Genomic DNA, 25861 nt, shown 5'->3' on the forward strand with positions numbered 1-25861 from the left:
TGGTATCCCACTGCGAAGTACACTTCGACCTGCCCCCACCCCCCTCGCACGAAGGCCCGACCGTGACCCGTCACCTCCGCTTCACCCTCGCCGTCGCCACCGCCGCGGTCGCCGCCCTCGCCCTGTCGGCCTGCTCCGCCGGGGGCAGCAGCAACGCCGACGGCACCGTGACCGACGGCAAGCTCACGATCGCCACCGGTGACCCGGCGTACTCGCCCTGGGTCGAGGACAACAAGCCGCAGTCCGGCAAAGGCTTCGAGTCCGCCGTGGCCTACGCGGTCGCGAAGGAGATGGGCTACGGCAAGTCCGACGTCGTGTGGAAGCGCAGCACCTTCGACAGCGCCATCGCACCGGGCCCGAAGGACTGGGACCTCAACGTCCAGCAGTTCTCGATCGACGCGAAGCGCAAGAAGGCCGTCGACATGTCGAGCGCCTACTACACGACGACCCAGGCGGTCGTGACGACGTCCGGGTCGAAGGCCGCCGGCGACACCACGATCGCTGCCCTCAAGCAGGATGCGATCGGCGTCGCGACCGGTTCGACGAGCATCGCGAGCGTCAAGGACGTCCTCGGGGTCACGCCGCAGGTGTTCAACTCCAACGACGACGCCGTGCTCGCGCTCAAGTCCGGGCAGATCGACGCGATCGTCACCGACCTGCCGACGGCGTTCTACATGGCCTCGGCCCAGGTCGACGACGGCACCGTGTCCGCGCAGTTCCCCGACGACGGCAAGGGCGACCAGTTCGGCTTCGTCCTGCCGAAGGACTCGGAGCTGACGAGCAAGGTCGACAAGGCCCTGAAGACCCTCGACGACGACGGCACCCTGCGGGACCTGCAGACCAAGTGGCTGTCGTCGGAGACCGGCACGCCGGTCCTGAAGTAACCGGATGACCCTGCCAGCAGGGGCCGGCACCCCGGTCGCCGCACCCGCGCCGAGCCAGGTCGAGCTCGAGCGTCGGCTCTACCGCCGCCAGCGTGGCCGTCGCTCGGTCGTGGTGTCGGTCGTCTCCACCCTGGTCGTGCTCGCCGTCGTGTACTTCGGCGTCGTGAACACCCCCGGCTGGGCAGCGGTGCAGCAGTCGTTCTTCGACCCGGAGACCGCGGTCGACACGTTCCCGGACATCCTGCTGGGCCTCTGGCTGAACGTCCGGATCCTGTTCTTCAGCGCCATCGGCGTCGCCGTGTTCGGCACGCTGCTCGCGGTCGTCCGCGGCCTGCGCAACCCGGTGTTCTTCCCGCTGCGGATGCTCGCGACCGGCTACACGGACCTGTTCCGTGGCCTGCCGCTCATCATCGTGCTCTACCTGGTGGGCTACGGCATCCCCGGGCTCGGGGTGTTCCCGCGGCTCCCCGCCGAGGTCTGGGGCACGATCGCGATCACCCTGACCTACTCGTCGTACATCGCCGAGGTGCTCCGCGCCGGCATGGAGGCCGTGCACCCCTCGCAGCGCCTGGCCGCCCGGTCGCTCGGACTCTCGCACGCCAAGACCCTGCGGCTGGTGGTGCTGCCGCAGGCGATCCGCAAGGTCACCCCGGCGCTGATGAACGACTTCGTGTCGATGCAGAAGGACGTCGGTCTGGTGTCGATCCTCGGGGCCGTCGACGCGGTCCGCTCCGCCCAGATCGCGCAGGCCGAGACCTACAACTTCACGCCGTACTTCGTCGCCGGGCTGCTGTTCGTGGTGATCAGCCTGCCGCTGATCCGCGTCACGGACGCGATCGCGCGTCGCCAGCAGCGGCGCGAACAGATCGGAGGGACCGTATGAGCGAGGCCGGCCTGGAGGCCCGTGGTGCGTCCGGTACGGACGCCGCGGTCCTCGAACTGCGCGGGTTGCGCAAGGCCTTCGGCGAGCACGAGGTCCTGCGCGGGATCGACCTGACGGTCCACCGGCACCAGGTCATCTGCGTCATCGGGGCCTCCGGCTCCGGCAAGTCGACGCTGCTCAAGACGGTCAACCTGCTCGAGGGCATCGACGACGGCGAGATCCTGCTGCAGGGCACGGACATCGCCGACCCGCGCGTCGCCGTCGACGCCGTTCGGGCGCGCATCGGTGTGGTGTTCCAGCAGTTCAACCTGTTCCCGCACATGAGCGTGCTCGACAACGTCACGCTCGCCTCCCGCCAGGTGCACGGCATCGGACGGGCCCAGGCCGAGGACACCGCGCGCCGGCTGCTCGACCGGATCGGTCTCGCTTCGTTCGCCGATGCGTACCCCGACCGCCTGTCCGGTGGTCAGCAGCAGCGCGTCGCCATCGTCCGGGCGATCGCGTCGGACCCGGAACTCCTGCTGCTCGACGAGGTCACGAGCGCCCTCGACCCGCAGCTCGTGGGCGAGGTGCTCGACCTGGTCACCGAGCTGAAGCGGCAGGGTTCGACGATCCTGATGACGACGCACGAGATGCACTTCGCGCGGAACGTCGCCGACCGGATCGTGTTCCTGCACCGCGGCGAGGTCGTGGAACAGGGTTCCCCCGCCGACGTCCTCGACCACCCGGAGCACCCGGCGCTCGTCGAGTTCCTCGCCCGCGTGCACGCCTAGGGCGTCAGCAGCACCTTGCCGATCACCTCGCCGTCGCGCACGCGGCGGTGGGCTTCCTCGACCTCGGCCAGGGGCAGCACCGAGTCGACGACCGGGCGCACCCGGCCGTCGGCGACCAGCGGCCAGACGTTGTAGCGGACCGCCTCGACGATGGCGGCCTTCTCGGCGAGCGGCCGTGCGCGCAGGGTCGTGCCGCTGATCGTCGCGCGCTTCCGCATCAGCACCCCGAAGTCGAGCTCGGCGGTGCGGCCGCTGCCCGAGGCGATGACCGCGATGTGCCCGTTCGGGGCGAGGGCCTGCAGGTTCCGCTCCAGGTAGGACGGTCCGACGACGTCGAGCACCACGTCGACGCCGACACCGTCGGTGAACGCCATGACGCGCTCCACGAAGTCCTCCGTGCGGTGGTCGACCACCAGGTCGGCGCCGAGCTCACGGGACGCGGCGACCTTGCGGTCGCCGCCGCTCGTCGCGATCACCGTCGCACCGAGGGCCTTCGCCCACAGCACCGCGTGCGACCCCATGCCGCCCGTACCGCCGTGCACCAGGAGCGTCTGCCCCGGTCGGAGCCCGGCGAGCATGCCGATGTTGGAATAGACGGTGCAGGCTGCCTCGGGCAGGCCGGCCGCCTCCACCAGGTCGACGCCTTCGGGGACCGGCAGCACCTGGGTGACCGGCGCGACCACGAGTGCCGCGTACCCGCCGCCGGAGAGCAGCGCGCACACCCGGTCTCCCACCGCCACGGTCGTGACGCCCGCGCCGACGGCCCGCACGGTGCCCGAGACCTCCAGCCCGAGGACCTCCGAGGCCCCGGGCGGCGGCGGGTAGTTCCCCGCGCGCTGCTGCAGGTCGGCGTTGTTGACGCCGGCCGCGGCGACCTCGATCAGGACCTCGTCCGTACCGGGTTCCGGGTCGGGCAGGTCGGTGACGGACATGGTGGCGTCGTCGAACGTGATGGCTCGCATGCCCTCGACGGTACGCGCCACCCGCCTCCGGCCGGCTGCCGGGCTCCCACAACCCGGCCGGTCTCCCTGTGGAAGTTCCCTGTACGCTCGATGACGGATCTGCACCTCATCCGGGGGAGTGCGGACAGATCGAGGGGGACTCTCCACCATGCCCAAGAAGCTCATCGCGCTGGCCACCGCCGGCCTCGCACTCACGCTGCTCGCCGGTTGCTCGACCGGGCCGTCCAAGGCCGAGCAGTGCACGCAGTTCGAGAAGACCGTCAAGTCCGCCGCCCAGGGCGTCCAGTCCGAGGCCGCGAACCTGCAGTCCGACCCGGACGCCGCCGTCACGAAGCTCAAGGAGCTCGACGAGAAGATCTCCGACGGCGTCGACGACCTGTCGGACGACGACCTGAAGGCCAAGGGCGACGCCTTCGAAGAGGCCTACGGCGACCTGGTCGACGACATCGAGGACATCGCCGACGACCCGCAGTCGGCCGACGTCTCGGCCCTGACGAAGTCCAGCACCAAGGTGCAGGACGCCGGCAACGCGTTCCAGAAGGAGTGCAACTCCTGATGCGCCGCACCCTCACCGCGCTCGTCACCGCCGGCCTCGCACTCACGCTGCTCGCCGGCTGCTCGGGCGGCGACGGCGGTTCGTCCGACGGCGGCTCCTCCGGGGGCGACTCGGGCTCGTCCAGCGCACCGTCGGCCTCGAAGACCGCCGCCGCGGCACCCGCCCAGACCAAGCAGGAAGCCTGCTCGCTGCTCGAGAACGAACTCGCGTCGTTCCTCAAGGAGCAGGGTTCCAGCTCTGCCCCGGCCGAGCCGAAGGCCCGTGCGGCGCTCGTCGACGAGTTCGTCCAGCGCATCGACTCGGCACTGACGAAGGTCTCGAACGACCAGGTGCACGACACGTTCGAGGACTTCTCCGGCGCGGCCAAGGGCTACAGCTCGGCCATCCGCTCCGGCGCGGCCGAGGACTCCACCGAGGTCACGAAGGCCCAGTCCGAGGTGCAGACCACGCTCGACCAGGTCTCGGCGGTCTGCCCCGCCAAGAGCTGAGCGGGCACACGCCCGGCCACGCACGACGACGCCCCGCCGCTCCTGGACCAGGAGCGGCGGGGCGACGTGCTTCCCCCGTCGGGGGGACGGGCGTCAGACGGCCGCGGGCTGCGAGGCGTCGAGGCGTGCGACGTCCTCCGGCCGCAGCCGCACGGTCGGCGCCGTGATCGAGTTCAGGATCGACTGCGGCCGCGACGCACCGGGGATCGGCACCACGACGTCGCTCTTCTGCAGCTCCCACGCCAGGGCGATGACCTGCGGGGTGACCCCACGGTCGCGGGCGATGTACGCGAAGTCCTCGAACGCCGTGCCGAGGTCCGCCGCGCTCCCGATGCCACCGAGGGGGCTCCACGGCAGGAACGCGATGCCGAGCTCGTCGCACAGCTCGAGTTCCGGCTCGCTCGACCGGAACTTCGGCGAGTACTGGTTCTGCACCGACGCCAGGCGTCCGCCGAGCACCTCGTTCGCGGTGCGGATCTGGTCCGGGTCGGCGTTCGAGATGCCCGCCATCCGGATGACGCCCTCGTCGAGCAGCTCGGCGAGCGCCCCGATCGAGTCGGCGTACGGCACTGCCGGGTCGGGGCGGTGGAACTGGTACAGGCCGATCTGCTCGACGCCGAGCCGCTTCGCCGAGGCCTTCGCCGCCTCCTTCAGGTACTCCGGGTGCCCGTTCTGTGCCCAGTTGCCGGCTTCGGGGCGCAGGTGTCCGCCCTTCGTCGCGATGAGCACGTCCGAGGTGTCGTCGTGGAACTCCCGGACGGCCCGCGCGATGAGCTCCTCGTTGTGCCCCACCTCGTCGTGGCCGCCCAGGTGGTACGCGTCGGCGGTGTCGATGAGCGTGACACCGTTCTCGAGCGCTGCGTGGATCGTGGCGATGGACTGACGTTCGTCCGGTCGGCCCTCGATCGACATGGGCATCCCGCCCAGACCGATGGCACTGACGGACACGTCTCCGATGACTCGTTGCTTCATCGGCCCAGCATGCGCCGGGGGTGCGCTCGCACGCCCAGGTGGTCACGCCGTGGCCGTGACCGACAGGCGGACTGGAGGCGCGTGGCGGCCCCGCCTTCGCGCCTCCAGGCCGGAACGCACACGCGTTCTCGGACAGGACACGCGTCGATCGACGCGTGTCCTGTCGGAAGCGTGGTGCCGGTCAGGCGCTGGCGGACACCGACGACGAGGCGGAACCACTGTCGACGGCGTTCGCGAAGACGACCCCGCCCCACACGATGACGACGATCGCGAGCACGAAGCCGATCGCGGCGATCCACCACGACGGCTTCCGCCGGATCCACGCGCCGATCGACAGCACGATCGTGGCGACCCCGATGACGAAGGCGCCACCGACCGCGATGGCCGCGCCACCGAAGTACCCGCCGGGCGTGCAGCCCGACGAGGCGTCGCACTCCGCCGTGGCCGAGGCGATCGCGACGATGCCGACGACCGCCGTGATCGCGGTCATGACGGCGCCGAACACCAGGAGCAGCACCGTCGAGATCCGGTCGGCGAGCTTCGCCGGCGGGAACAGCGTGGTGCCACCGCGCTCCCACGCCGCGCGCTGCGCGTCCGTGGGGCCGGAGGAGGACTGCGGCGGAGGGCCGGGGACGTTGGACCAGGTCATGCGTGCAGTCCTACCGCGCCTCGACCCCGAACGCCTGTGCGAGCCGCTGGATCTTCTGCGCCCGACCGAGCCGTGGCAGGTCGGAACCGTCGCGGATGACCCGGCCGCGGGCCTCGAAGTCGTCCAGGAAGTCCTGCGCCCAGGCGACGTCGGTCGGCGTGGGGGAGATGACCTCGTTGATGACGGGGAGCTGCTCGGTGTCCAGGCAGAGCTTGCCGGTGAGGCCGAGCGACACGGCCACCTGCGACTGCTCGCGGAGGATCGGGTGCGACGAGCCGACCGTGGGGCCGTCGATCGGGCCCGGCAGGTCGCCGACGCGCGAGGCGACGACCAGCTTCGACCGCGGGTACGCCATCGCGAGCGTGTCGGCGCTGGTCCCGGTGTCGCGGCGGTAGTCGCCGGAACCGAAGGCCAGGCGGAACGCGCCCTGCGCCTTGGCGATCGACACGGACTCCTCGATGCCCAGGGCCGACTCGACCAGGGCGATCACCGGCGTCTGGCCACCGAGCCGGTGCCAGGTGTCGGTGACCTGGGCGGGGGACTCGGTCTTGGCGAGCATGACGCCCTGCAGCCCGGGAAGGCCGCGGAGCTCCTCGACGTCGTCCGCCCAGAAGTCCGTCGTGACGTCGTTGATGCGCACCCAGGCCTCGCCACCGCCGGCCAGCCAGGCGGCGACGCCCTGCCGGGCCGAGGGCTTCGCGGCGGGGTCGACGGCGTCCTCGATGTCCAGGATGATCTGGTCGGCGCGGGAGCGCTGGGACTTGTCGAACCGGTCGGTGGCGGTGCCGGAGACCAGCAGCCACGACCGTGAGATCTCGGCGGGGACCGATCGACGCCGGTTCGGCGTGGGGGCGGACGGAGCGGTGCGGTCGTCGATGGCCATGCCCCGTTGGTACCACACCGGACGGGGCTGCCGTCGGATCGGGCGCGCCGCACGTCGGGTCGGACGGCGGCGCGCGTCGGGCCGCACGGCGGTCACGTCCGTGCGGAAACCCCGAAACCTCGGTTCATTGCCAGAGAGGCCGTCCGGTTCCGCCTACAGTGTCGGATGTGTGGCGAGCGGACAGGGTGACCGACGGTGAGGACGACGTGAACGACGACGTCCCCGTCGAGGGTGCCCGCGCGCGCCCCGACGACGATCGAGACGAGCAGCAGGACGTGGACCAGGAACGGACCGACGACGAGCCGGACCGCACGCTCCGCCCGGAGCTGCAGATGACGAGCCCGCAGGCGATCAGCCTCGGCGACCCGCGGCTGCAGGCCGGCAACGCGGCCGAACCGACGTGGGACGGCTGGCGCACCCAGCTGACCGGTGTCGGCGGCACGAGCCCGCTCACGCACTTCAGCGACCACCCGCGCGCCCGCATCGAGCTCTCGACCACCCACCCGGGCGGTCTCGCGCAGTTCATCACCGGCAAGACGACCCTGCTGTCGAGCCTGATCCGCGACGAGGTGGCGCTCCGTGCCGCCCGCGTGGCCGCCGGACACGTCGAGGCGAAGGGCACCGAGCTCGCCACCGTGCGCGGCATCGACGCCGTGAAGCTCGGCATCGGCATGGCCGACTGGAAGCACGGCGACGAGCAGTTCCGCGGCCCGGTGCTCCTGCGTCCCCTGGCGATCCGCCGGCACGGACGCGACTTCGAGGTGCGCCTGCTCGGCGAACCGGTGCTCAACCCGGGCCTCGCCGACGCGCTGCACGAGCAGTTCGGGGTCATCCTCGACGCGCAGTCCTTCGTGGCCCTCGCGCAGCAGGACGGCTCGTTCACGCCGAACCCCGTCATCGACCGCCTGCGCGGCCTGACCGCGCACATCCCCGGCTTCTCGGTGCACGCACGCCTCGTGGTGTCCACCTTCGCCGAGGTCGCGACCGGCATGGTCGAGGACACCGGCGACCTGTCGCACCCCGTGCTCGACGCCCTCGCCGGCAACCCGAGCGCGAAGTGGCAGGTCGAACAGTCGTACCACCCGGTCGAGCAGACCCCGTCGGACGAGCGCAGCCCGGAGACCGACACGCTCCTGCTCGACGCCGACGACGAGCAGGAGAACGTGATCGCGCAGATCACGGCCGGCAACTCCATCGTCGTGAAGACCCTTCCAGGCACCGGCGGCACGCAGACCATCGTGAACGCCCTGGGCGGCCTGGTCGCCGCGAACAAGCGCGTGCTCGTCGTGAGCCCGCGCCGCGCCACCCTGCGGGGCATCGCCGCCCGCTTCGGCGAGGTCCAGCTGCCCGGGGTCGCGGTCACGCCGTCGACCCTGCGCCGTGACGTCGTCCGTGCGATCGCCCGGAACGAGAAGGCCGCGCGTCCGAACCTCCGCGAGGTCGACGACGCCCTGGTCCGCCTGCGCAAGGTGCTCAAGGACTACCGCGGCTCGCTCACCCGCAAGGACCCCGACTTCGGCGTCTCGGTGCTCGACTGCCTGGTGGAGCTGTCGCGCCTGTCGCTGCTGCCCGTCGCCCCGTCGACCACCGCGCGCCTGTCGAAGCAGTCCGTCGCCTCGATGGTCGAGGGCCGCTCGCGCGTCGCCGAGACGATGGTCAGCGCTGCGAACCTCGGTGAGTTCCGCTACGGGCCCGACGACTCGCCCTGGTACGGCGCGAAGTTCGGTTCGAGCGACGGTGCCCAGCGTGCGCACCGCATCGCGAAGGACCTCGACGCCGACGGCCTGCCGACCCTGCTCCGCCGCGCCCACGACCTGGTGAGCTCGACGCACATGCGCCAGTTCACGACGATCAACGAGCTCGGCATCTACCTGCGCCTGCTCACCGAGATCCGCGACACGCTCGACCGCTTCCTGCCGGTGGTCTTCGACCGCTCGGTGTCCGAGCTCGTGGCCGCCACCGCCCCCCGCGGCGAGGGCGCTCCGATGTCGTCGACGAACCGTCGCCGGCTCAAGAAGCTCGCCCGCGAGTACGTCCGTCCGGGCGTGCACGTGTCCGACCTGCACGAGGCCCTGACCCGCGTCCAGCAGCAGCGGGTGCTCTGGCAGCGCTACGTCGCCGCCGGCGTGAACCCCGAGGTGCCCACGGGCATCGCCGACGTCCAGGTGCTGTTCTCGAACGTCGCCGAGGACCTCGCGCGCCTCGACGAGCCGCTGGGCCGCACCGAGCGTGACCGCCAGCTCGCGAACACCCCGGTCGACCAGCTCGTCCCGACCATCGCCGAGCTCGCCGCCGAGTCCGACGTCCTGCACAACCTGCAGGAGCGCACCGAGCTCATGCAGACCCTGCGCGACCTGCAGCTCGAGCCGCTCATCACCGACCTGGCGAACCGGCACGTGCCGGACGTGCAGGTGCCGGCCGAGCTCGAGCTCGCCTGGTGGCAGTCCGCCCTCGAGACCATGCTCGAGTCCGACCGGGCGCTGCTCGGCGCCAACACCGACATGCTCGACCGGGTCGAGGCCGACTTCCGCCTGGTGGACGACGCCCACGCGGCCGGGGTCTCCCAGGGCCTCGCGTGGCAGCTCGCCGAGAACTGGAAGGTCGGTCTCGTCGACTGGCCCGAAGAAGCGACCGCGCTCAAGACCCAGCTCCGCGACGGCGCGATCACCTCGCGCCTGCTGCAGGACTCCGCACCGCACCTGTCCCGGTCGATCGCACCCGTCTGGCTCGCCAGCCCGTACGAGGTGCCCCAGATCGCCGACACGATGCCCTTCGACACCGTGATCCTGGTCGACGCCGGCGCCGTGACGATCGCCGAGACCGTCGGTGCCGTCCGACGTGCCCGGCAGACCGTCGTGTTCGGCGACCCGGTCACCCAGACGCCGTCGCCGTTCCGCATCGCCGTGGACCCCGAGCACCGGGCGCTGCAGGTCGACGAGGGCACGCTCGACGCGTTCCACGCCGACTCCGCCCTGGCGAAGCTGTCCACCCTGCTGCCGACCCTGTCACTGTCGCGGTCGTACCGCGCCGGCGGCGAGGACCTGGCCGAGCTCGTGAACCGTCGCTTCTACGGCGGCAAGATCGAGTCCCTGCCGTGGGCCGGCTCGTTCCTCGGCCACGGCTCGATCGCGCTCGACTACGTCAGCGACGGCAAGGCCGTGCCCGACCCCGAGTCCGGTGCCGTCGAGAGCGTCGACGCCGAGGTGGACCGCGTGGTCCGGCTCGTCATCGACCACGCCCGCACCCGTCCGACCGAGTCGCTCATGGTCATCACCGCGTCGGCGAAGCACGCCGTGCGCGTCGAGCAGGCCGTGCTGACCGCCGCCCAGGGCCACAAGGACCTGACCGAGTTCGTCATCGGCGACCGTGCCGAGCCGTTCATCGTGGCGACGCTCGAGCAGTCGGTGGCGCAGAGCCGCGACCGTGTCGTGTTCTCCATCGGCTACGGCCGCACCCCGCACGGCCGCGTGCTCCGCGACTTCGGTCCGCTCGGCAAGCCCGGCGGCGAGCGGCTGCTGGCGGTCGCCATGACCCGTGCGCGTCGCTCGATGGTCATCGTCACCTGCTTCCAGCCGTCGGACATCGAGGCCGAGCGCATGGGCCACGGCACCGTCGCCCTCGCCGAGATCCTGGCCGAGGTGCGTGCCCGCACCACCGCCGAGTACGTGCCGGACGACTCCGACCCGCTGCTCGTCGACCTGGCCCGGCGCCTCGAGATGCGTGGCATCCCGGTCGCGCTCGGACACCGCGGCAAGCTCGGCCTCGTCGCCGCGCACGGCGGGGTCTGCGTCACGATCGAGACCGATGCGTCGCTCGTCAAGGGATCGCTGCGCGAGTCCCTGCGCCTGCGCCCCGAGGTCCTCCGCCGACTCGGCTGGCACTACGTGCGCGTGCACGCGTTCCAGCTGTTCTCCGACCCGGACCGCGTCGCCGACACCGTCGCGTCCGTGCTCGGGGTCGACCGCGGCGCCACGCAGGAGATCTCGATCCCGCCGATCCCCGCGCGCCGATGAGCCGCCGGGCCTCGCGGCCCGCCGGTCCGGTGACGCCGGAGACGGACCAGCTGGTGGGCACGTGGACGCGAGTCGACGACGCGTCGTCAGCCGCGCCTCCCGTCCGTCCCGCCGCTGACGGAGGCGAGACGGCGGACCAGCCGGGAGGCCCGGTGCGGCGCCGCAGACGCGTCACCACCCAGCCGGTGGCGGGCTACGACCCGACGCCGCCGCCGGAACCGGCGCGACACCGCGACGGTGAGAACGACGACCAGCTCCGGCGCGACGTCCCACCGCACTGGTAACCGGTAGCCTGGCCCGTGATGACTGACACCGCGCGACAGCGCCCCGACTGGCAGACCTGGCCGAACCTGATCACGCTGTTCCGCCTCGTGCTGATCCCGGTGTTCATCGGCCTCGTCGTCGCTGGCCACCCGGGGTGGGCGCTCGTCGCCCTCGTCGTGATCGGCGTGAGCGACTGGGCGGACGGCTTCATCGCCCGCAAGTTCGACCAGGGATCCAAGCTCGGCAAGGCCATCGACCCCGTCGCCGACCGCCTCGCCATCATCGCGATCGTGCTGTCGCTGGTGCTCGTCGGCCTGCTGCCCTGGTGGGTGGTGGCCGTCGTCGTGCTCGTCGACCTGGTCCTCGTCGTCCTGTCGAGCGTGCTGTTCCACGGCAACCCGGACCTCGACGTCACGTGGACGGGCAAGATCCGCTCGGCCCTGCTGTTCGTCGGGCTGCCGGTGCTGCTGTTCTCCGCAGTGCACACCGTCGACGAGAACGCGCCGTGGGTCCGGGTCGTGGCCCTGGTGTTCGTGTACCTCGGCACCGCGGGGCACGTGCTCGCCGGCGCGCAGTACGCCGTCGCGATGTTCGCGAAGCGTCGCGCGGTCCCCGCCGCCTGACGCCCCCCGCGCAAAACACCGGTGTTCACGCTGCGCACCGCGGTTTGCGGGGGTGCAGAGCGGGAACACCGGTGTCTTGCGACGACGCCGGAGCTAGAGCTTCGTCGAGCCGCCGATGCCGGGCCCCTCGGGAGCGTTCGACGGGGCGATGTGCGCCCCCGTGCTGGTCGCGCCGCCGTTCTGCGGGCGGAGCAGGTCGCGGATCTCGAGCAGCACCTCGACGTCGGTCGGGGGCACGTCCTGCGGGGTCTGCTCCTCGTCGTTCTTGACGCGCTCGAACGCCACCTTCTTCAGGTGGTTGACGGGCACGACGAGCGCGAAGTACACGACCGCGGCGACGATGACGAAGTTCAGGACGGCGCCGATGATCGCGCCGAACAGGATCTTCGCGTCCCCGCCGGAGACCGTCGGGATGTGGACGATGAGCGCCTTGTCCAGGCTCGACGCGTTGAACACCGCACCGATGAGCGGGTTGATGAGGCTGGTGACGATCGTGCTGACGATCGCGGTGAACGCCGCACCGATGACGACTGCGACGGCCAGGTCGATGACGTTGCCGCGGAGCAGGAACTCCTTGAAGCCCTTCATGCGAGGGTCTCCTTCCGGGTCGAGGACGGCCGCCGAGTGGCGACGCGCCCCAACCTATCCGGAGAGCGCAGACCGCGTCAGGACGCGGCGGGCTTCGAGCCGCTGGGCTTCGACTCGGCCTTCTTCGCCGGCTCGGACTTCTTCGGCTCGGACTTCGCGGGGGTGCTCGACGAGCCCTCGGACTTCGGGGCCGGGCGCGAGTCGGTGCGGTAGAAGCCGCCGCCGTTGAAGGTCACGCCGACCGGGGAGAACACCTTCCGCAGGACGCCGCCGCAGACCGGGCACTCCGTCAGGGTGGCGTCGGAGAAGGACTGCTTGATGTCGAACGCGTTGTCGCACTCGGTGCAACGGTACGAGTAGGTGGGCACGTCAGCTCCGGAACGTGATGATGCGCGACGGCGTGATGATGCCGTCAACGGGTTCGTCGTGGGGTTCGCGCGGGACCTCGTCGAGGTACTCCGCGTCGAAGATCACAGCATAGACGGGCGGACGGTTCGCCATGGACCCGAGGGTCTTGTCGTAGTAGCCGCGCCCCCAGCCCATGCGGACGCCGTCGTGCCCGACCGCCGCCGCCGGGGCGAGGATCGCGTCGACGTCGTTGATCGCGAGCGGGGACAGGACCTCGCCGACGACCTCGGGCAGGCCGAGCAGGCTCTCGGTCTCGCTCTCACCGTCGCCCACGGCCCAGTCGAGCAGGCCGTCCTCGCGGGTGATCGGCAGCAGCACGCGGATGCCCTGCCCGAACGCCCAGTTCAGGAACGGCCGGACGTTCGGCTCGTCCGGTGCGGACAGGTACAGGGCGAGGGACGTCACCTGGCGCTCCTCGACGAAGCGCTGCAGGGTCGCGGTCAGGGTCTCGGTGTCCGCGTCGCGTTCGGTCGTGGTCCGGGTGCGCCGCCGCTGCCGGAGTTCGGCTCGCAGGGCGCGCTTCTCGTTCCCGAGATCGGCGATCATGCGCAGGAGTCTACCGAGGGGCACGGTTGCGGCTTCCCGCCGGGAACACGCGGGGTCCCGTGTCCCCCGGAGCGACGACATGCCCTCGAAAGGGGGATCGGATACGGTCTGAGCATGGGCTTCCAGATTTCGAAGGCGGTGATCCCGGCCGCAGGGCTGGGTACCCGCTTCCTCCCCGCAACCAAGGCGATGCCGAAGGAGATGCTCCCCGTCGTCGACAAGCCGGCCATCCAGTACGTGGTGGAAGAGGCTGTCGGTGCCGGGCTGACCGACGTGCTGATGATCACCGGGCGCAACAAGAACGCGCTCGAGAACCACTTCGACCACGTGTCGGAGCTCGAGGAGACCCTCCGCAAGAAGGGCGACCACGAGAAGCTGCAGAAGGTGAACCAGTCGACGGACCTCGCCGACATGCACTACGTGCGACAGGGTGACCCGCTCGGCCTCGGCCACGCGGTGCTCCGCGCGAAGATGCACGTCGGGCGTGAGCCGTTCGCCGTGCTCCTCGGTGACGACATCATCGACGCTCGTGACCCGCTGCTCCAGCGCATGATCGAGGTCCAGGGCGAGAAGAACGCCACGATCGTGGCCCTGCTCGAGGTCCCCGAGTCGCAGACGCACCTGTACGGCATCGCCACGGTCGAGCCGACCGACACCGACGACGTGGTGAAGATCACCGGCCTCGTCGAGAAGCCCCCGCAGGGCGAAGCGCCCTCGAACCTGGCCATCATCGGCCGCTACGTCATCCGTCCCGAGGTCTTCGACGTCCTCGAGAAGCAGGAGCCGGGCAAGGGCGGCGAGATCCAGCTGACCGACGCGCTCATGAAGATGGCGAGCGCCGAAGAGTGGACCGGCGGCGTGTACGGCGTCGTGTTCCGTGGACGCCGGTACGACACGGGTGACAAACTCGACTACATCAAGGCGATCGTGCAGCTCGCCTCGGACCGCGATGACCTCGGCCCCGACCTCAAGTCGTGGCTGAAGGAGTTCAACGCGGGCGAATAGTCGGCCATCCCGCTCGGGTCCGGTGATCACGGACCCGGGCGGGACACCCCGTCCCGCACCGGGGCGGGACCCCGGAGGAACCCAGCGATGACGACGATCCCGACCCTGTCCCACGGGCGGGTCACCATCCGGCCCCTCCGGCTCCGCGACACCCGCGACCTCGACGCGGCACTCGCGACGAACCGCTCGTGGCTCCGCACCTGGGAGGCCACGAACCCCTCCGGACACGTCTCCACCGACGTCCGGGGCAGCATCCGCGCGCTCCAGGCCAACGCCCGCGCGGGACTCGGACTGCCGTTCGCGATGGAGCTCGACGGCCGTTTCGTCGGGCAGCTCAACGTCTCCGGCATCTCCTACGGCTCGCTCGCGAGCGCCTCCATCGGCTACTGGGTCGTCGAGGACGCCGCCGGCCACAACGTGACGCCGATCTCGGTCGCCCTCGCCGTCGACCACTGCTTCCGCTCGCTCGGCGTGCACCGGATCGAGATCTGCATCCGGCCGGAGAACGCCCCGAGCCTGCGCGTCGTCGAGAAGCTCGGCTTCCGGTACGAGGGACTCCGACGCCGGTACATCCACATCAACGGGGACTGGCGCGACCACTTCTGTTTCGCGCTTGTGGCGGAAGAGGTCCGCGGGGGCGTCCTCGAGCGCTGGGTGCAGGGGCAGGTGCCGCCCGGCGTGGGGGCCGTGCCGCTCGCCGCACGCGACGAGGCGGCGATGCCGCTGGACACGACGCCCCGCATCTGACGTCCCACGTCTGACGGGCCTGGAGGCGCGGCTCGCCTCCCACGGATTCCGTCCCGACACGCGCAACACGCGTCCGGCAATGACGCGGCGCGGGAACCGCCGCCCCTACCGTGTTCGCATGGCAGGAATCGGCTCGTGGGGTGGCGGCATCGTCCTGCTCGTCGCGGCCGTCCTCTGGCTCGTCTACCTGATGCCGTCGTGGGCCGCCCGCCGCCAGTACCTGGCCACCGAGCGGAACGCCATCCGGCTGCAGCAGACCCTCCGGATCCTCGCGCAGACCGCCGAGCTGCCGGACGAGGTCCGCATCGAGATGAACGCGAAGTCCCTCGCCCAGGCGCAACGCGTCGCCCGGTCCGAAGAGGCCAAGCGCACCGCCATCGTCCGAGCCCACGAAGCCGCACGGCAGCGTGAGATCACCCGCCGTCTGGCCGAGCAGGCTCCGGTGCTCGAGCGGGCGTCCGCCGTGCCGGCCCTGACCGCGATGCGCATGCGCCGTTCCCGGCTCGGGGCGACCCTGTTCGGCACGCTCGGCGTCGTCATCGCCCTCGTGGTCTTCGTCACGGCACCGTCACTCTGGCTCGTCGGTGTCGCCGGACTCGTCGCCGCCGGTGGGTCCGCAGCGGTCCTGGCCCAGCTGCACCAGGTGGCGACGGCGCGGAAGCAGCGTCTCGCGGCCGCCGAGACGGGCGCGACCCGCGCCTCCCGGCCGGCCACCGCATGGACGGACCCGGCGCCGCCCCTGTCGACCGAGCAGCCCGCTGGGCCTGCAGCAGACCGCTCCTGGACCCCGAACCACGTGCCGAAACCCCTCTACGTGGAGCGGCCGGCCGCTCCGGCCGCGTCGCCCGAGTCGTCGGCGGAACTCGCTGCCCGCCTGAAGGAGCGCGTCGCCGCGGCCAAGGCGGAAGCCGAGGCCGAAGCTGCGGCGATCCGCGCCGGGGAGTCCGACCCGTCGCTGGCGAGGGTGTCGCGGATGCGGCCCGAGCTCGAAGAGGCTGCGGCGTCGCTGTCCGCGCACGACCAGGGGCGTCTGGCCGAGCGGCTCGGGCTCCGGGCCCCTGCTGCGTCGGCCGGCGTTGCTCCTGCTCCCGCCGCTCCTGCTCCCGCCGACGAGCCCGCCGGGCCGCCGAGCAAGTGGGCCGGCATGGGTGTCCTCGACGACGACGCCTACCAGCAGGCCGACCTCGACGCGATCATGCGACGGCGCCGCGCGGTCTGACCCGCGGCACGCCCGAAGGCCCACCGGCGATTTCGGCTGGGCCGAACGAGGGTGCTAGTGTGGTCGAGCACTTGGGGCTATGGCGCAGTTGGTAGCGCGTCTCGTTCGCAATGAGAAGGTCAGGGGTTCGAATCCCCTTAGCTCCACCAGGTAGCAACCACGAGAACGGCCCGGAACCCACAGGTTCCGGGCCGTTCTGTCGTTGGCGGTCATGGCGAGTCGATCGTCCTCCACATGCCGAGTCAGGTGGATCGTTCGACACAGTTCACGGACAGGGGTGGTGTGTTGTCCAACGCACCGCCCTAGACTCCCCGTGCGCCGACCGGCGCGGGAAACGGGGGAACACGTGCGCTTCAGGACCGCCATCGCATCGATCGGCACGGTGCTCGCCGTCGCCGCCGGGCTCGCCGTCGTCGGGCCGGTCGCGCCGGCATCGGCAGCGGCCCCGACGACCGGCCGATTCACCCCCGTCGCACCGGCACGAGCCTGGTCCGGAACCGCGACGAGCACCGCGACGACGGTCACCCTCGGCGGCAGGAACGGCATCCCCGCTTCGGCCACGGCTGTCGTGCTCACCGCGACGGTGAACGCCCCGAGCGCCGCCGGGTACGTCAGTGTTGCCCCTGCAGGCAGCACGGCGAGCCCCGCGATCCAGAACTTCCGTCGGGCGCAGCCGATCTCCGGCACGACCACGGTCGGCCTCACCTCGGGCAAGGCCCAGGTGAAGGTGTCCGCGGGCAAGGCCACCGTTTCGCTCGACGTTGCGGGGTGGTACGGCACGAGTGCATCCGGTTCCACGTACACGCCGCTGCCGCCGACGAACGTGTTGAACGGAACGGTGTCCACCGCGGCGAAGAAGATCGTGGTCGCGGGGAAGGCGGGTGTCCCGGCGAACGCCACCGCAGTGGTGCTCCAGACCGACGTCTCCCGCCCCGCAACGAGTGGTCGGCTGCGGATCACCCCGTCCGGCAACAACGCCGGGGTCGTCTCGTTGATGTACGAGAAGGGCATCACCGTCGCCAACACGACCACGGTCAGGCTCTCCGGGGGCGCCGTGCAGGCGCGAGTCTCCTCCGGATCCGCACGGGTGCTCGCCGACGTGGTCGGGTACTACGCGCCGAACGCCGACGGTTCGGTCTTCGTCCCCGCGCACCCGGTCCGAGCTGCGACCGTCGCTGCCGGGACCACCGCGAAGAAGGTCACCGTCGCCGGCACCGCAGGTGTCCCGCGCAATGCGACCGCTGCGGTCATCAACGCGAAGGTCGGCAAGGGAAGCACCGGCGGATCACTCCGCGTCGTCGGCGCGGGGCTGGCCTCGAGCGTGCCGACGCAGGTCTACGCCAAGGGTCAGACGATCGGGAACGCCTTGATCGCGCCGCTCGCAGCCGGAGGACAGGTGCAGGCGAAGGTGTCCGGCGGGACTGCAACGGTCTACGTCGACGTCGTCGGGTACTTCCTGGATGGATCGACGGGTTCGGGGACCGGCGTGGACATCTCCTGGCCGCAGTGCGGCAAGACCGTCCCCAGCGACCAGTCGTTCGGGATCGTCGGGGTGAACGGTGAACGGGCCAACACGACGAACCCCTGCTTGCAACAGCAGCTCGGCTGGGCCGCGGCCTCCGCCGGGGGCACCGCCCAGCCGACGACGCAGGTCTACTCGCTCTTCACGAACCCCGGGGCACGGGCAGCCTCGGTCTGGCCGACGTCGAACCTCGCGCCGAACGGCCAGACAGTCGCTGTGCCCACGGCGTACGGCACCTGCACACCGCAGTCCGGTGCGCAGTCGACCTGGAAGACGACGGCAGCGTGCTCGTACATGTACGGGTACGCCCGCGCCTACGAAGCAGCCAACACCCGCGGAGTCACCAATCCTGGTCAGTACCGCTGGTGGCTCGACGTCGAGACCGGACTGTCGTACGTCACCTCGGACGCCGGGCAGAACCGTGCTGCGCTCGAGGGCATGACGAAGGCCCTGCAGGACGCGGGAGTGACCCAGATCGGGGTCTACTCGACCTCGTACCAGTTCAACAAGATCATGGGGACCGTCCCGGCATCGAGTCCGCTGCGGCCGCTGCCGAGCTGGATCGCGCTCGGTGCAGCCCGTCTCGACCAGGCTCAGGCGGCCTGCTCCGGCGCTCGTCTGCTCGGTGGACCCATCAGGATGACGCAGTACGTGACGCCGTTCGGCTCGACCGCGATCGACCGCGACTGGTCCTGCAGCTGACGCAGGGGCACGCGATCTGCGACGGTTCGCGAGCGGATCGGCGCGCATCCTGACGGCGAGCGCGAGTCACAGACGGACGGGAGGCCCGGTGCCAGCTGGCACCGGGCCTCCCGTCCGTCTGCGGGTCGCGTCGGACCCGTCTCAGCCGTCGACGTGTCAGCCGGCGATGCTCTCCGTCAGCACGCCGGACTGCGCGAAGGTGGTGTGGATCGCGTTCGCGGCCTGCTCGAAGGCACGGTTGCCGCGCGAGATACCGAGCGCTCCACCCTTGATCGCGGACTTGCCCGAGCCCCGCAGCAGTCGGGCGACGGTCCGGCCGTCCGGGGCGATCATGATCTGCACGTCGAGGCGGGTGTGGAACGTGCGGTCGTTCGCCATGCCGCCGATGAGCAACGTCAGGCCGAGGCTGCCGCGGGTCGCACGGAGTGCCCCTTGCTCGGCGTCGTCGACGGTGTAGCCCTCGCGGGACAGTGCCTCGCGCACCTGGGCACGGGCGGTCTCGGGGTCGGTGGCGACGAAGAAGTCGTGGCTCTCGGGCACGTGTGTTCCTTCCGAACGGGTCCGCTGGGACACGGAGGACGCTCGCCCCCGAAGACGATCATGCCGTGTCGGAACGCCGGAGGTGTCGCTTACGCTGGTCGTGTCATGACTGCCTCGATGAACCGCCGCGCACTCCTGTCCCTCGCCGGCGTCGCCGGGATCGGGCTCGCCGTCGCGGCGTGCTCCTCCGGCAGCGACAAGGGCGGCGACTCGAGCAAGGGCTCGGGCGGCGGGCGCGGGAACTCCGGGGATGGGGACGCAACGTCCACGCCGGCGGCGAAGCCGGTCGCGAAGGCCGTCACTCCGGGTCAGGTCCCGCTCGCCGGTGGCGTCACGATCACCGTGACGGGGACCGGACTCGCCGCCGTCAAGGGCGTCACCGTCGGCGGTGTCGCTGCGCGCGACGTCACGGCGACCGCGTCGAAGGTGACCTTCACGGCCCCGCACCAGGCGATGTACACGGCCGGTGACGCCGACGTCGCACTGTTCACGTCCGTGATCGAGCCCACCGCGTCGGCGAACCAGTCCTCCGACGGCAACGGCAGCGCCGCGAACGACGGGCAGAGCGGCGCAACCCAGGACACGGCGACCACCACGCCGACCCCGACCGCCGCCGCGACGCCCGCTGCGGGCAGCGCGATCGCCTCGACCACCCTGGCCTACGCCGCACTGACCGACGTCGACCGGCAGCTCGCCTACGCGATGCGGTACTGGAAGGACTACAACCTCGCCGAGTACGGCACGATGAACCCGATCGGCGGCGACTGCGCGAACTACGTCAGCCAGACGCTGATCGCCCGCGGGTGGGAGCAGCGGTCCGACTGGTACAACCGGTCAGCCGGTGCCGAGCACAGTGCGACGTGGACCTACTGCCCGACGATGGACCCGTGGCTCGAGACCAACGCGGCCGAGTTCGGACTCACCCGGCGTTCGTCGGACGAGCGCGACAAGGTGCAGGTCGGCGACATCGTGTTCTTCGACTGGAACGCCAACGGCTCACCGGACCATACGACCATCGTGTCCGAGGTCTTCACCGAGCCCGACGGCACCATCCGCATCAAGTCGGCGAGCCACAACCAGGACGGCCCCTACCGCGACCTCGACGAGATGATCACGGTGCAGCACTACGGCGGATCGGCCTGGTTCCACACCTTCGACGCGTAGCGCTGTCGCGGCCCGCAAGACACCGGTGTTCGCGCGTCGCACCGCGGTCTGCGCGTGTTCAACCGGCGAACACCGGTGTCTTGCAGCGCCGACGGACAGCACCGCTCACGGGTACCCGAGGAACCAGAGCAGCACGATCGCGACCGGCTGCAGGCACACCCCGACGACCAGCCACGTCACCGCCCGCCGCCGCGTCCCCACGAACACGTCCGACCCGAGCAACGGTGCCATCGGCATGAGCAACCGCGGCAACGACTGCTGCGGCAGGAACACCGCCACCAGGTACAGCCCGTAGGAGGCCGTGAACGCGAGCACGTCGGTACCCAGGGCCCTGGTGCTCCTGCGTGAGAAGAACCACACCGCGCCGGCGAGCACCACGACGACGAGCACGATGCCGAGCGGCCCGAGCCACGTCCCCGCCATCGTGAACCACGGCGTCAGCGGCGCGAAGTGCTGCCGGCCGACGAACCCCACCCACCACGACAGCTCCGTGTCCAGGTACGCGTTCGGTCGCCCGGTCACGGCCGTCGCGATGACGGGCCACGCCAGTCCGGCAGCCGCGACGACCAGGCCGGTCACGACGATTGCGATCCGGTCACGCCACGGGAACACTTCGGCAGCGCGACCCGAGCGGTGCGCTCCGACCCACCGCAGGACCAGGTGCACGGCCAGTGCCAGCGCCAGCGCGAGGACCCCGGGCTTCGTGAACGCCGCCACGACACCGAGCGGCGCGATCAGCCAGTACCGTCGCCGGACCAGGGCGAGCAGGGCACCGAACAGCATCACGAGCAGCAGGCTCTCCGCGTAGGCGACCTGCAGCAGGAACCCCGTCGGCGCGAACGCGAACAGGGCCGTCGCCCAGCGGGCCCGGTGCGAGCAGCCGACGGCGAGCACCAGCCGGTACAGCAGCACGCAGGCGCCCGCTCCGGCGATCGACGCCACCACGACCCCGGCGACCCAGAACGAGGCGCCGGTCAGCGTCATCACGACCCGCACCACCGCGGGGAACACGGGCAGGAACGCCCACGCGTTCGGCAGGACGTGCCCGGAGTCGTCGACCGGCAGCGTTGCCGGGTACCCGTGCTCGGCGATGGTCCGGTAGAACGAGGCGTCCCACGAGCCCGAGAACGTGAAGAACGAGGGATCCTGCCGGTACGAGGCGAACGGCCAGCCGTTCGCGGTCGCCAGCAGGTACACGGTGGCCAGCAGCACGGTGCTGACCACCCGCGAGCCCGCCCAGATCAGCAGCGGCGCGGTCCAGGCGCTGCGCCGCCCGGTCAGCAGGCTGCGGAACCCCCGCCTGGAGGCCCGGCTCGCTTCCGCCACGCTCGTCACCCGCCCGATCCTCCCAGATCGCAGGCCGCGCCCCGCATCGCGGGCCGCCACCGCCCGGCGCGAGCCAACCCGTGTGCATCGTGAGCAGTACTGGTCGGGTCCGTCTGCCGGACCCGACCATTCCTGCTCACGAAGTGCGGGCCTCCCGGCTAGCGCCCCGTGACCGCGCGACGGATCTGCTCGATCGGGACCTTCGGGGAGCGGTCTGCGTTGAGCAGGCCGTTCGTCTCCTGCATGGTGTCGGTGAGCTGCGTGTAGCACGACCCGGCGAGGAACGAGCTCGCGCGGATCGCGTCGTACAGCGCGGTGATGCGGGCGACCCAGTCGTCGCCGTCAGTGGCCGACGTGTACCCCCAGCCGTCCTCGCGCTGGACGCCCGGCTGGTAGTTCACGCCGCCGAACTCGGTGAGCATCACCGGCTGGCCGAGGTCCTCGGCGCCGCCGACCAGGATGCGGCGGTCCGCCGGGCCGATGCCACCGAGGAGTCGGGCCCGTGCGGTCTCGTCCGCGTAGGTGGCAGCGAGCCGGGGTCCGTCGCCCTCGTAGTCGTGGATCGAGACGATGTCGGAGTTCGTGTGCTCCCACCCGTCGTTGGAGATCACCGGACGCGTCGGGTCCAACGCCCGCGTGACGTCGGCGAGGGCCCGTGCATAGGCCTGCTGGGCCGGGTCGGTGGCGATGTGCTGCACCCCCCAGCTCTCGTTGGCGGGCACCCACGTGACGATCGACGGGTGCGAGGCGTCACGCTCGACGGCGTCCATCCACTCGCGCATCAGACGCTGCACGGCGCGGGGGGAGAACGCGTAGGCGCCGGGGGCCTCGCCCCACACCATGAGTCCGAGTCGGTCGGCCCAGTACAGGAACCGGGGGTCCTCGATCTTCTGGTGGTTGCGGGCCGCGTTGAAGCCGAGCTCCTTGATGAGTTCGACCTCGCGGCGGAGTGCCTGGCGGGACGGGGCGGCGATGTGCGACTCGGGCCAGTAGCCCTGGTTCAGGACACTGCGGACGTCGTGGCGTCGGCCGTTGAGCAGGAACGCGCCGCCGTCGACCCCGACCGTCCGGATCCCGAAGTAGCTGGTAACGGCGTCGAGCGCGCCCGTGCCCACCGTCGTGCCGTTGCCGGAGCGCGCCAGCAGCGTGACCGTGGCGTCGATCAGCCGTGGCGTCTCCGGCGTCCAGTGCAGCTCGTCCTCGGCCTGCCCGTTCGTCTGCCGCGCGATCGGCACGACCACGTCGAACTCGTCCCCGGTCTCGCCGACGGTGGTCTCGATCGTGACGAGGTGCTCGTCGCGGTCGTCCCAGCGGGCCTCGACGCGCAGGCGCTCGCCGCCGGTGCGGTGACCGTCGAGCCGGACCGTCAGGCGCATGGTCGCGTGGTCGACGTTCGTCCAGCGCAGGGACGCGATCGAGGCGGTCGGCACGGCCTCGAGCCAGACCGTCTGCCAGATCCCGGTGGTCCGGCGGTACCAGATCGCGTGCGGGTCCTCGTGCCAGTCCTGCTTGCCGCGCGGCTGGGTCAGGTCGTGCGGGTCGTCCTCGGCGCGGACCACCAGGGTGTGCACGGCGTCGGGGTCGGTGGTCAGCGCCTCGGTGACGTCGAAGGAGAACGGGGTGTGGCCGCCCTCGTGTCCACCGATGAACTGCCCGTCGATCCAGACGCGGGCACGGTGGTCGACGGCGCCGAAGTGCAGCACGAGCCGAGGGGCACCGGTGCCGAACCCGGCGGCGTCGAGCTCCGAGCGGGTGATCGCGCGGGAGTACCAGACCACCGGGTGGAACCCGGGCTCGTCGATGCCCGAGGCCGGGGACTCGGGCGGGAACGGGACGACGATGTCCCGGGCGTCGCTGAAGCCGGTGCGCCAGGCCTCGTCGTCGCCGTCGTTCCGGAACGACCACGTGCCGTCGAGGTCGGCCCAGGCGGTGCGGAGCATCTGCGGCCGGGGGTACGTGCCGTCCTGCCGCGAAGCGAGGGGAAGGCCGGGGGTGGAAGCGGAGTCAGGTGCGGCCACGATGCCGTCGAGCGTGCTCATGCGTCCATGCTCCCGTGCCGGTACATCGTTGTAAAGAGGGAGTCGGGATTGCGCAGAGCAGGTTCCACGAGGCGCTCGTCGAGCGGTCGCTCAGCCGATCGCGGCGTCGCGCGTGAGCACCATGACGTCCATCCGTCCCTGCTGGACGACCACGCCGTGCTGGTTCCGCAGGGCCACCGCTCGTTCGACGATCCCGGTCGTCCCCGAACTCGTCAGTCGGGTGCCGAGGACCTCGACGGTGCAGGTCACGGTGTCGCCGATGAACACGGGCTCGGTGAACCGCCACTGGTCGATCCCGAGCAGTGCCACCGCGGACCCCTCGAAGACGCCCGTGCGCGCGATGAGCCCGAGGCACAGCGAGGTACCGAGCAGCCCGTGCACGATCCGCTGGCCGTACCGGGTCTTCCCCGCGAACTCGACGTCCGTGTGCACCTGGTTGTTGTCGTTCGTCCACGAGGCGAACGACACCACGTCCGCCTCGGTGATGGTGCGCCCCGGCGTGGTGAAGGTCTGTCCGGCAGCGAGGTCCTCGAAGTAGTGCGGCACGGCCCGATTCTCGCACCCGGTCAGAGCCGCGCGAGCAGCTTCCGCGATCGGCGCAGGCCCTGCGTGCTGGCCGCCTGCTCGGTCGTCGCCAGGACGCCGTACCCGAACGTGTCCTCGCCGTGCTGCGCTGCCACGGCTGCCAGCCGTCGGTACGCATCGGCTGCGTGTGCGGCGTCGAGCGTCTCTCCGAGGGTCTCCTGCACCCGTCGCAGTCGACCGAGCCGGCGCTTCCCGACGTCGGGCAGGTCGCCGGCCGCCTGCAGGGCGTAGCGCAACCGGCGCGCGGCCTTCCGGACCTCGTGCAGGGTGTCGAGGTCGTCGCTGGGATCGCCCAGCAGCCGACCGACGCGTGCCCGCTCGTGCCGGATGCGCCTGGTGGCGAACGTGGCCGCGTCGTCGTCCGCGTGCGGGCCGGCCGGCGCGCGCAGCAGCAGGTCGTCGAGGGCGTCGAGCGTCCGGAACCAGGCATCGGAACGCAGCGCTCGCCGGAGTTCGGCCGCAGCGACGCTGCGACGTTCCGCGGTCTCCGAAGCGATGCGGTCCAGGGTCTCGGCGTCCACGTACCCGTCGGGGGCGTGTGCCGCCGACCGGGACAGGCCGGCGTGCAGCACCTCGGCGTCGCGAGCGGTCCCGGCGATCCGTCCGGTCTCGGCCAGGGCGGCACGGAGTTCCTCGGTCGCCTGACGGTCGAGCGCGCCGCGGAACGCCGCGAGCACGCTCCGCAGGCGGCGCAGCACCTTCCGCAGGTCGTGCACGGCCTCGGGCTCGTCGGCTCGGACCCGGGGGTCCGCCGCGACCAGGTCGCGCCGCAGGGCATCGAGCACCCGCAGGACCAGCCCCGCGGCGGTGTCCGGCCGGGGGCGCTTCGCTCGGCCGCGTCGGCGCTCCGGGACGGGCTCGGGGCCGCGGGTGAGCGGAACCGACGAGACGTCCACGGGATCGGTCGCCGCGTCGTGCAGCGCTCGTTCGGCCGCTCGTGCCGTGGCACCGTCGCGTCCGTCGTCGGTCAGGGCCCACCACCGCGACGACCGCAGCACGGTGGTGTCCGGGTCACCGTCGTCCACGCGCACGTCGGCGACCTCGGCCCGCACCCGGCCGTCCCTGCCGCGGAGGGTCACGAGCGTCGTGGTGGTGTCACGGACCAGGACGGTGCGCAGCGGACGACCACGCAGGAACACCTCGACCGCGTCCCGTGGGGGATCGTCGGACGCGCCGTCGAGCGGTTCCGGACCGACCCCTTGAGCACCCCGGTCGATTGTCCAGGTGTCGTCCGGCAAGCGTGTGAGCACGACCCCCTCGGCAGCGAGCACCCGGTCGTCGGAGTCCCACACCGTCTCGCGCACCGTCACCGCTCCGTGGCGGCGGACGTCGGCGGCGAACGGCTCGAGTGCGGGGAGTCTGCGGTCGTCGAGGATCCGCCAGGTCCGGCGGGGGTCGGGGAGCGCACGTGCAGCGTCAGCGGCGGGGGGAGGAGCGGCAGCAGATCGGGGCATGCCGCAAGTGTCGTCCGACGCACCCGTGTCAGACCGGGGGGCAGCGGGGCTCTGTGGACGGAGTCC

24 protein-coding genes and 1 tRNA gene are annotated in these 25861 nt (G+C 71.3%); 13 read left to right on the top strand and 12 right to left on the bottom strand.

Features of this window, described 5'->3' with window-relative positions; genetic code table 11:
• Positions 1-62: 62 nt before the first annotated feature.
• From HP445_RS07945 to HP445_RS07955, 3 genes are read left to right on the top strand one after another with little or no spacing between them, the layout of a single operon-like run.
• Positions 63-884, top strand: a complete 822-nt coding sequence (locus tag HP445_RS07945) for an ABC transporter substrate-binding protein (RefSeq protein WP_111032377.1) — start codon at positions 63-65, stop codon at positions 882-884.
• 4 nt (positions 885-888) lie between these two features.
• The gene (locus tag HP445_RS07950) at positions 889-1767 is read left to right on the top strand and encodes an amino acid ABC transporter permease (RefSeq protein WP_110862374.1); all 879 of its coding nucleotides are present in this window, start codon (positions 889-891) and stop codon (positions 1765-1767) included.
• Positions 1764-2540 carry an amino acid ABC transporter ATP-binding protein gene (locus HP445_RS07955; RefSeq protein ID WP_128780589.1) on the top strand — a complete coding sequence of 259 codons (777 nt, stop codon included), beginning with the start codon at positions 1764-1766 and terminating at the stop codon, positions 2538-2540. Before HP445_RS07950 ends, HP445_RS07955 begins: the two co-directional genes overlap by 4 nt.
• On the opposite strand, the gene HP445_RS07960 is transcribed toward HP445_RS07955, so the two are convergent.
• A complete protein-coding gene (locus tag HP445_RS07960; protein ID WP_128780590.1) occupies positions 2537-3502 on the bottom strand; it encodes an NAD(P)H-quinone oxidoreductase in 966 nt (321 codons plus the stop codon). The two genes, HP445_RS07955 and HP445_RS07960, sit on opposite strands and share 4 nt — an antisense overlap.
• A gap of 148 nt (positions 3503-3650) precedes the next feature.
• Here HP445_RS07960 and HP445_RS07965 point away from each other — a divergent pair, with 148 nt between their 5' ends.
• Positions 3651-4058, top strand: a complete 408-nt coding sequence (locus HP445_RS07965; RefSeq protein WP_071404030.1) for a hypothetical protein — start codon at positions 3651-3653, stop codon at positions 4056-4058.
• Complete coding sequence (locus HP445_RS07970) at positions 4058-4546, top strand: hypothetical protein (protein ID WP_128780591.1); 489 nt, start codon at positions 4058-4060, stop codon at positions 4544-4546. The genes HP445_RS07965 and HP445_RS07970 overlap by 1 nt, the downstream gene beginning before the upstream one ends.
• Before the next feature lie 93 nt (positions 4547-4639).
• On the opposite strand, the gene HP445_RS07975 is transcribed toward HP445_RS07970, so the two are convergent.
• From HP445_RS07975 to HP445_RS07985, 3 genes are all read right to left on the bottom strand, one after another.
• Positions 4640-5518: an aldo/keto reductase gene (locus HP445_RS07975; RefSeq protein WP_071244093.1), complete on the bottom strand. Its 879-nt coding sequence runs from the start codon at positions 5516-5518 to the stop codon at positions 4640-4642.
• A gap of 181 nt (positions 5519-5699) precedes the next feature.
• A complete protein-coding gene (locus tag HP445_RS07980) occupies positions 5700-6167 on the bottom strand; it encodes a DUF6264 family protein (RefSeq protein ID WP_111030703.1) in 468 nt (155 codons plus the stop codon).
• Between the two features lie 10 nt (positions 6168-6177).
• Entirely contained in the window at positions 6178-7050 is an 873-nt protein-coding gene (locus HP445_RS07985) for an HpcH/HpaI aldolase/citrate lyase family protein (RefSeq protein WP_017887994.1), read from the bottom strand.
• A gap of 185 nt (positions 7051-7235) precedes the next feature.
• Here HP445_RS07985 and HP445_RS07990 point away from each other — a divergent pair, with 185 nt between their 5' ends.
• Positions 7236-11063, top strand: coding sequence for an ATP-binding protein (locus HP445_RS07990; protein ID WP_111038986.1), 3828 nt, complete (start codon positions 7236-7238; stop codon positions 11061-11063).
• Positions 11064-11365: 302 nt separating this feature from the next.
• A complete protein-coding gene (locus HP445_RS07995; protein WP_051596961.1) occupies positions 11366-11950 on the top strand; it encodes a CDP-alcohol phosphatidyltransferase family protein in 585 nt (194 codons plus the stop codon).
• 93 nt (positions 11951-12043) lie between these two features.
• On the opposite strand, the gene mscL is transcribed toward HP445_RS07995, so the two are convergent.
• From mscL to HP445_RS08010, 3 genes are all read right to left on the bottom strand, one after another.
• Positions 12044-12538, bottom strand: a complete 495-nt coding sequence (gene mscL / locus HP445_RS08000; protein ID WP_128780592.1) for a large conductance mechanosensitive channel protein MscL — start codon at positions 12536-12538, stop codon at positions 12044-12046.
• A gap of 77 nt (positions 12539-12615) precedes the next feature.
• On the bottom strand, positions 12616-12906 hold the full coding sequence (locus tag HP445_RS08005) for an FmdB family zinc ribbon protein (protein ID WP_027466562.1): 291 nt from the start codon (positions 12904-12906) through the stop codon (positions 12616-12618).
• Between the two features lies 1 nt (position 12907).
• On the bottom strand, positions 12908-13492 hold the full coding sequence (locus tag HP445_RS08010; RefSeq protein WP_111024332.1) for a 5-formyltetrahydrofolate cyclo-ligase: 585 nt from the start codon (positions 13490-13492) through the stop codon (positions 12908-12910).
• Positions 13493-13606: 114 nt separating this feature from the next.
• On the opposite strand from HP445_RS08010, the gene galU reads away from it, so the two are divergent.
• The 5 genes from galU (at position 13607) to HP445_RS08035 (ending at position 18687) form a co-directional block, all read left to right on the top strand.
• Positions 13607-14497: a UTP--glucose-1-phosphate uridylyltransferase GalU gene (galU, locus tag HP445_RS08015; protein WP_027466560.1), complete on the top strand. Its 891-nt coding sequence runs from the start codon at positions 13607-13609 to the stop codon at positions 14495-14497.
• An 87-nt stretch (positions 14498-14584) separates the two neighbouring features.
• On the top strand, positions 14585-15244 hold the full coding sequence (locus HP445_RS08020) for a GNAT family N-acetyltransferase (protein WP_110865431.1): 660 nt from the start codon (positions 14585-14587) through the stop codon (positions 15242-15244).
• Between the two features lie 118 nt (positions 15245-15362).
• A complete protein-coding gene (locus HP445_RS08025) occupies positions 15363-16463 on the top strand; it encodes a hypothetical protein (RefSeq protein WP_128780593.1) in 1101 nt (366 codons plus the stop codon).
• A gap of 73 nt (positions 16464-16536) precedes the next feature.
• A tRNA-Ala gene (locus HP445_RS08030) sits at positions 16537-16612 on the top strand.
• A gap of 197 nt (positions 16613-16809) precedes the next feature.
• Positions 16810-18687: a glycoside hydrolase family 25 domain-containing protein gene (locus tag HP445_RS08035; RefSeq protein ID WP_128780594.1), complete on the top strand. Its 1878-nt coding sequence runs from the start codon at positions 16810-16812 to the stop codon at positions 18685-18687.
• A 156-nt stretch (positions 18688-18843) separates the two neighbouring features.
• On the opposite strand, the gene HP445_RS08040 is transcribed toward HP445_RS08035, so the two are convergent.
• Positions 18844-19227, bottom strand: coding sequence for a response regulator (locus HP445_RS08040; RefSeq protein ID WP_071405149.1), 384 nt, complete (start codon positions 19225-19227; stop codon positions 18844-18846).
• A gap of 105 nt (positions 19228-19332) precedes the next feature.
• On the opposite strand from HP445_RS08040, the gene HP445_RS08045 reads away from it, so the two are divergent.
• Positions 19333-20391: an amidase domain-containing protein gene (locus HP445_RS08045; protein WP_164941171.1), complete on the top strand. Its 1059-nt coding sequence runs from the start codon at positions 19333-19335 to the stop codon at positions 20389-20391.
• Positions 20392-20496: 105 nt separating this feature from the next.
• Here the strand turns inward: HP445_RS08045 and HP445_RS08050 are convergent, their stop codons facing one another.
• From HP445_RS08050 to HP445_RS08065, 4 genes are all read right to left on the bottom strand, one after another.
• On the bottom strand, positions 20497-21726 hold the full coding sequence (locus HP445_RS08050) for a hypothetical protein (protein WP_175330797.1): 1230 nt from the start codon (positions 21724-21726) through the stop codon (positions 20497-20499).
• 149 nt (positions 21727-21875) lie between these two features.
• A complete protein-coding gene (locus HP445_RS08055) occupies positions 21876-23756 on the bottom strand; it encodes a glycoside hydrolase family 2 protein (protein WP_175330798.1) in 1881 nt (626 codons plus the stop codon).
• A gap of 90 nt (positions 23757-23846) precedes the next feature.
• Positions 23847-24302, bottom strand: a complete 456-nt coding sequence (locus HP445_RS08060) for a MaoC/PaaZ C-terminal domain-containing protein (protein ID WP_111024335.1) — start codon at positions 24300-24302, stop codon at positions 23847-23849.
• 20 nt (positions 24303-24322) lie between these two features.
• On the bottom strand, positions 24323-25795 hold the full coding sequence (locus tag HP445_RS08065) for a CYTH and CHAD domain-containing protein (protein WP_128780596.1): 1473 nt from the start codon (positions 25793-25795) through the stop codon (positions 24323-24325).
• Positions 25796-25861 lie beyond the last annotated feature (66 nt).

Source organism: Curtobacterium flaccumfaciens (assembly GCF_013359815.1).
Lineage (GTDB): Bacteria > Actinomycetota > Actinomycetes > Actinomycetales > Microbacteriaceae > Curtobacterium > Curtobacterium flaccumfaciens.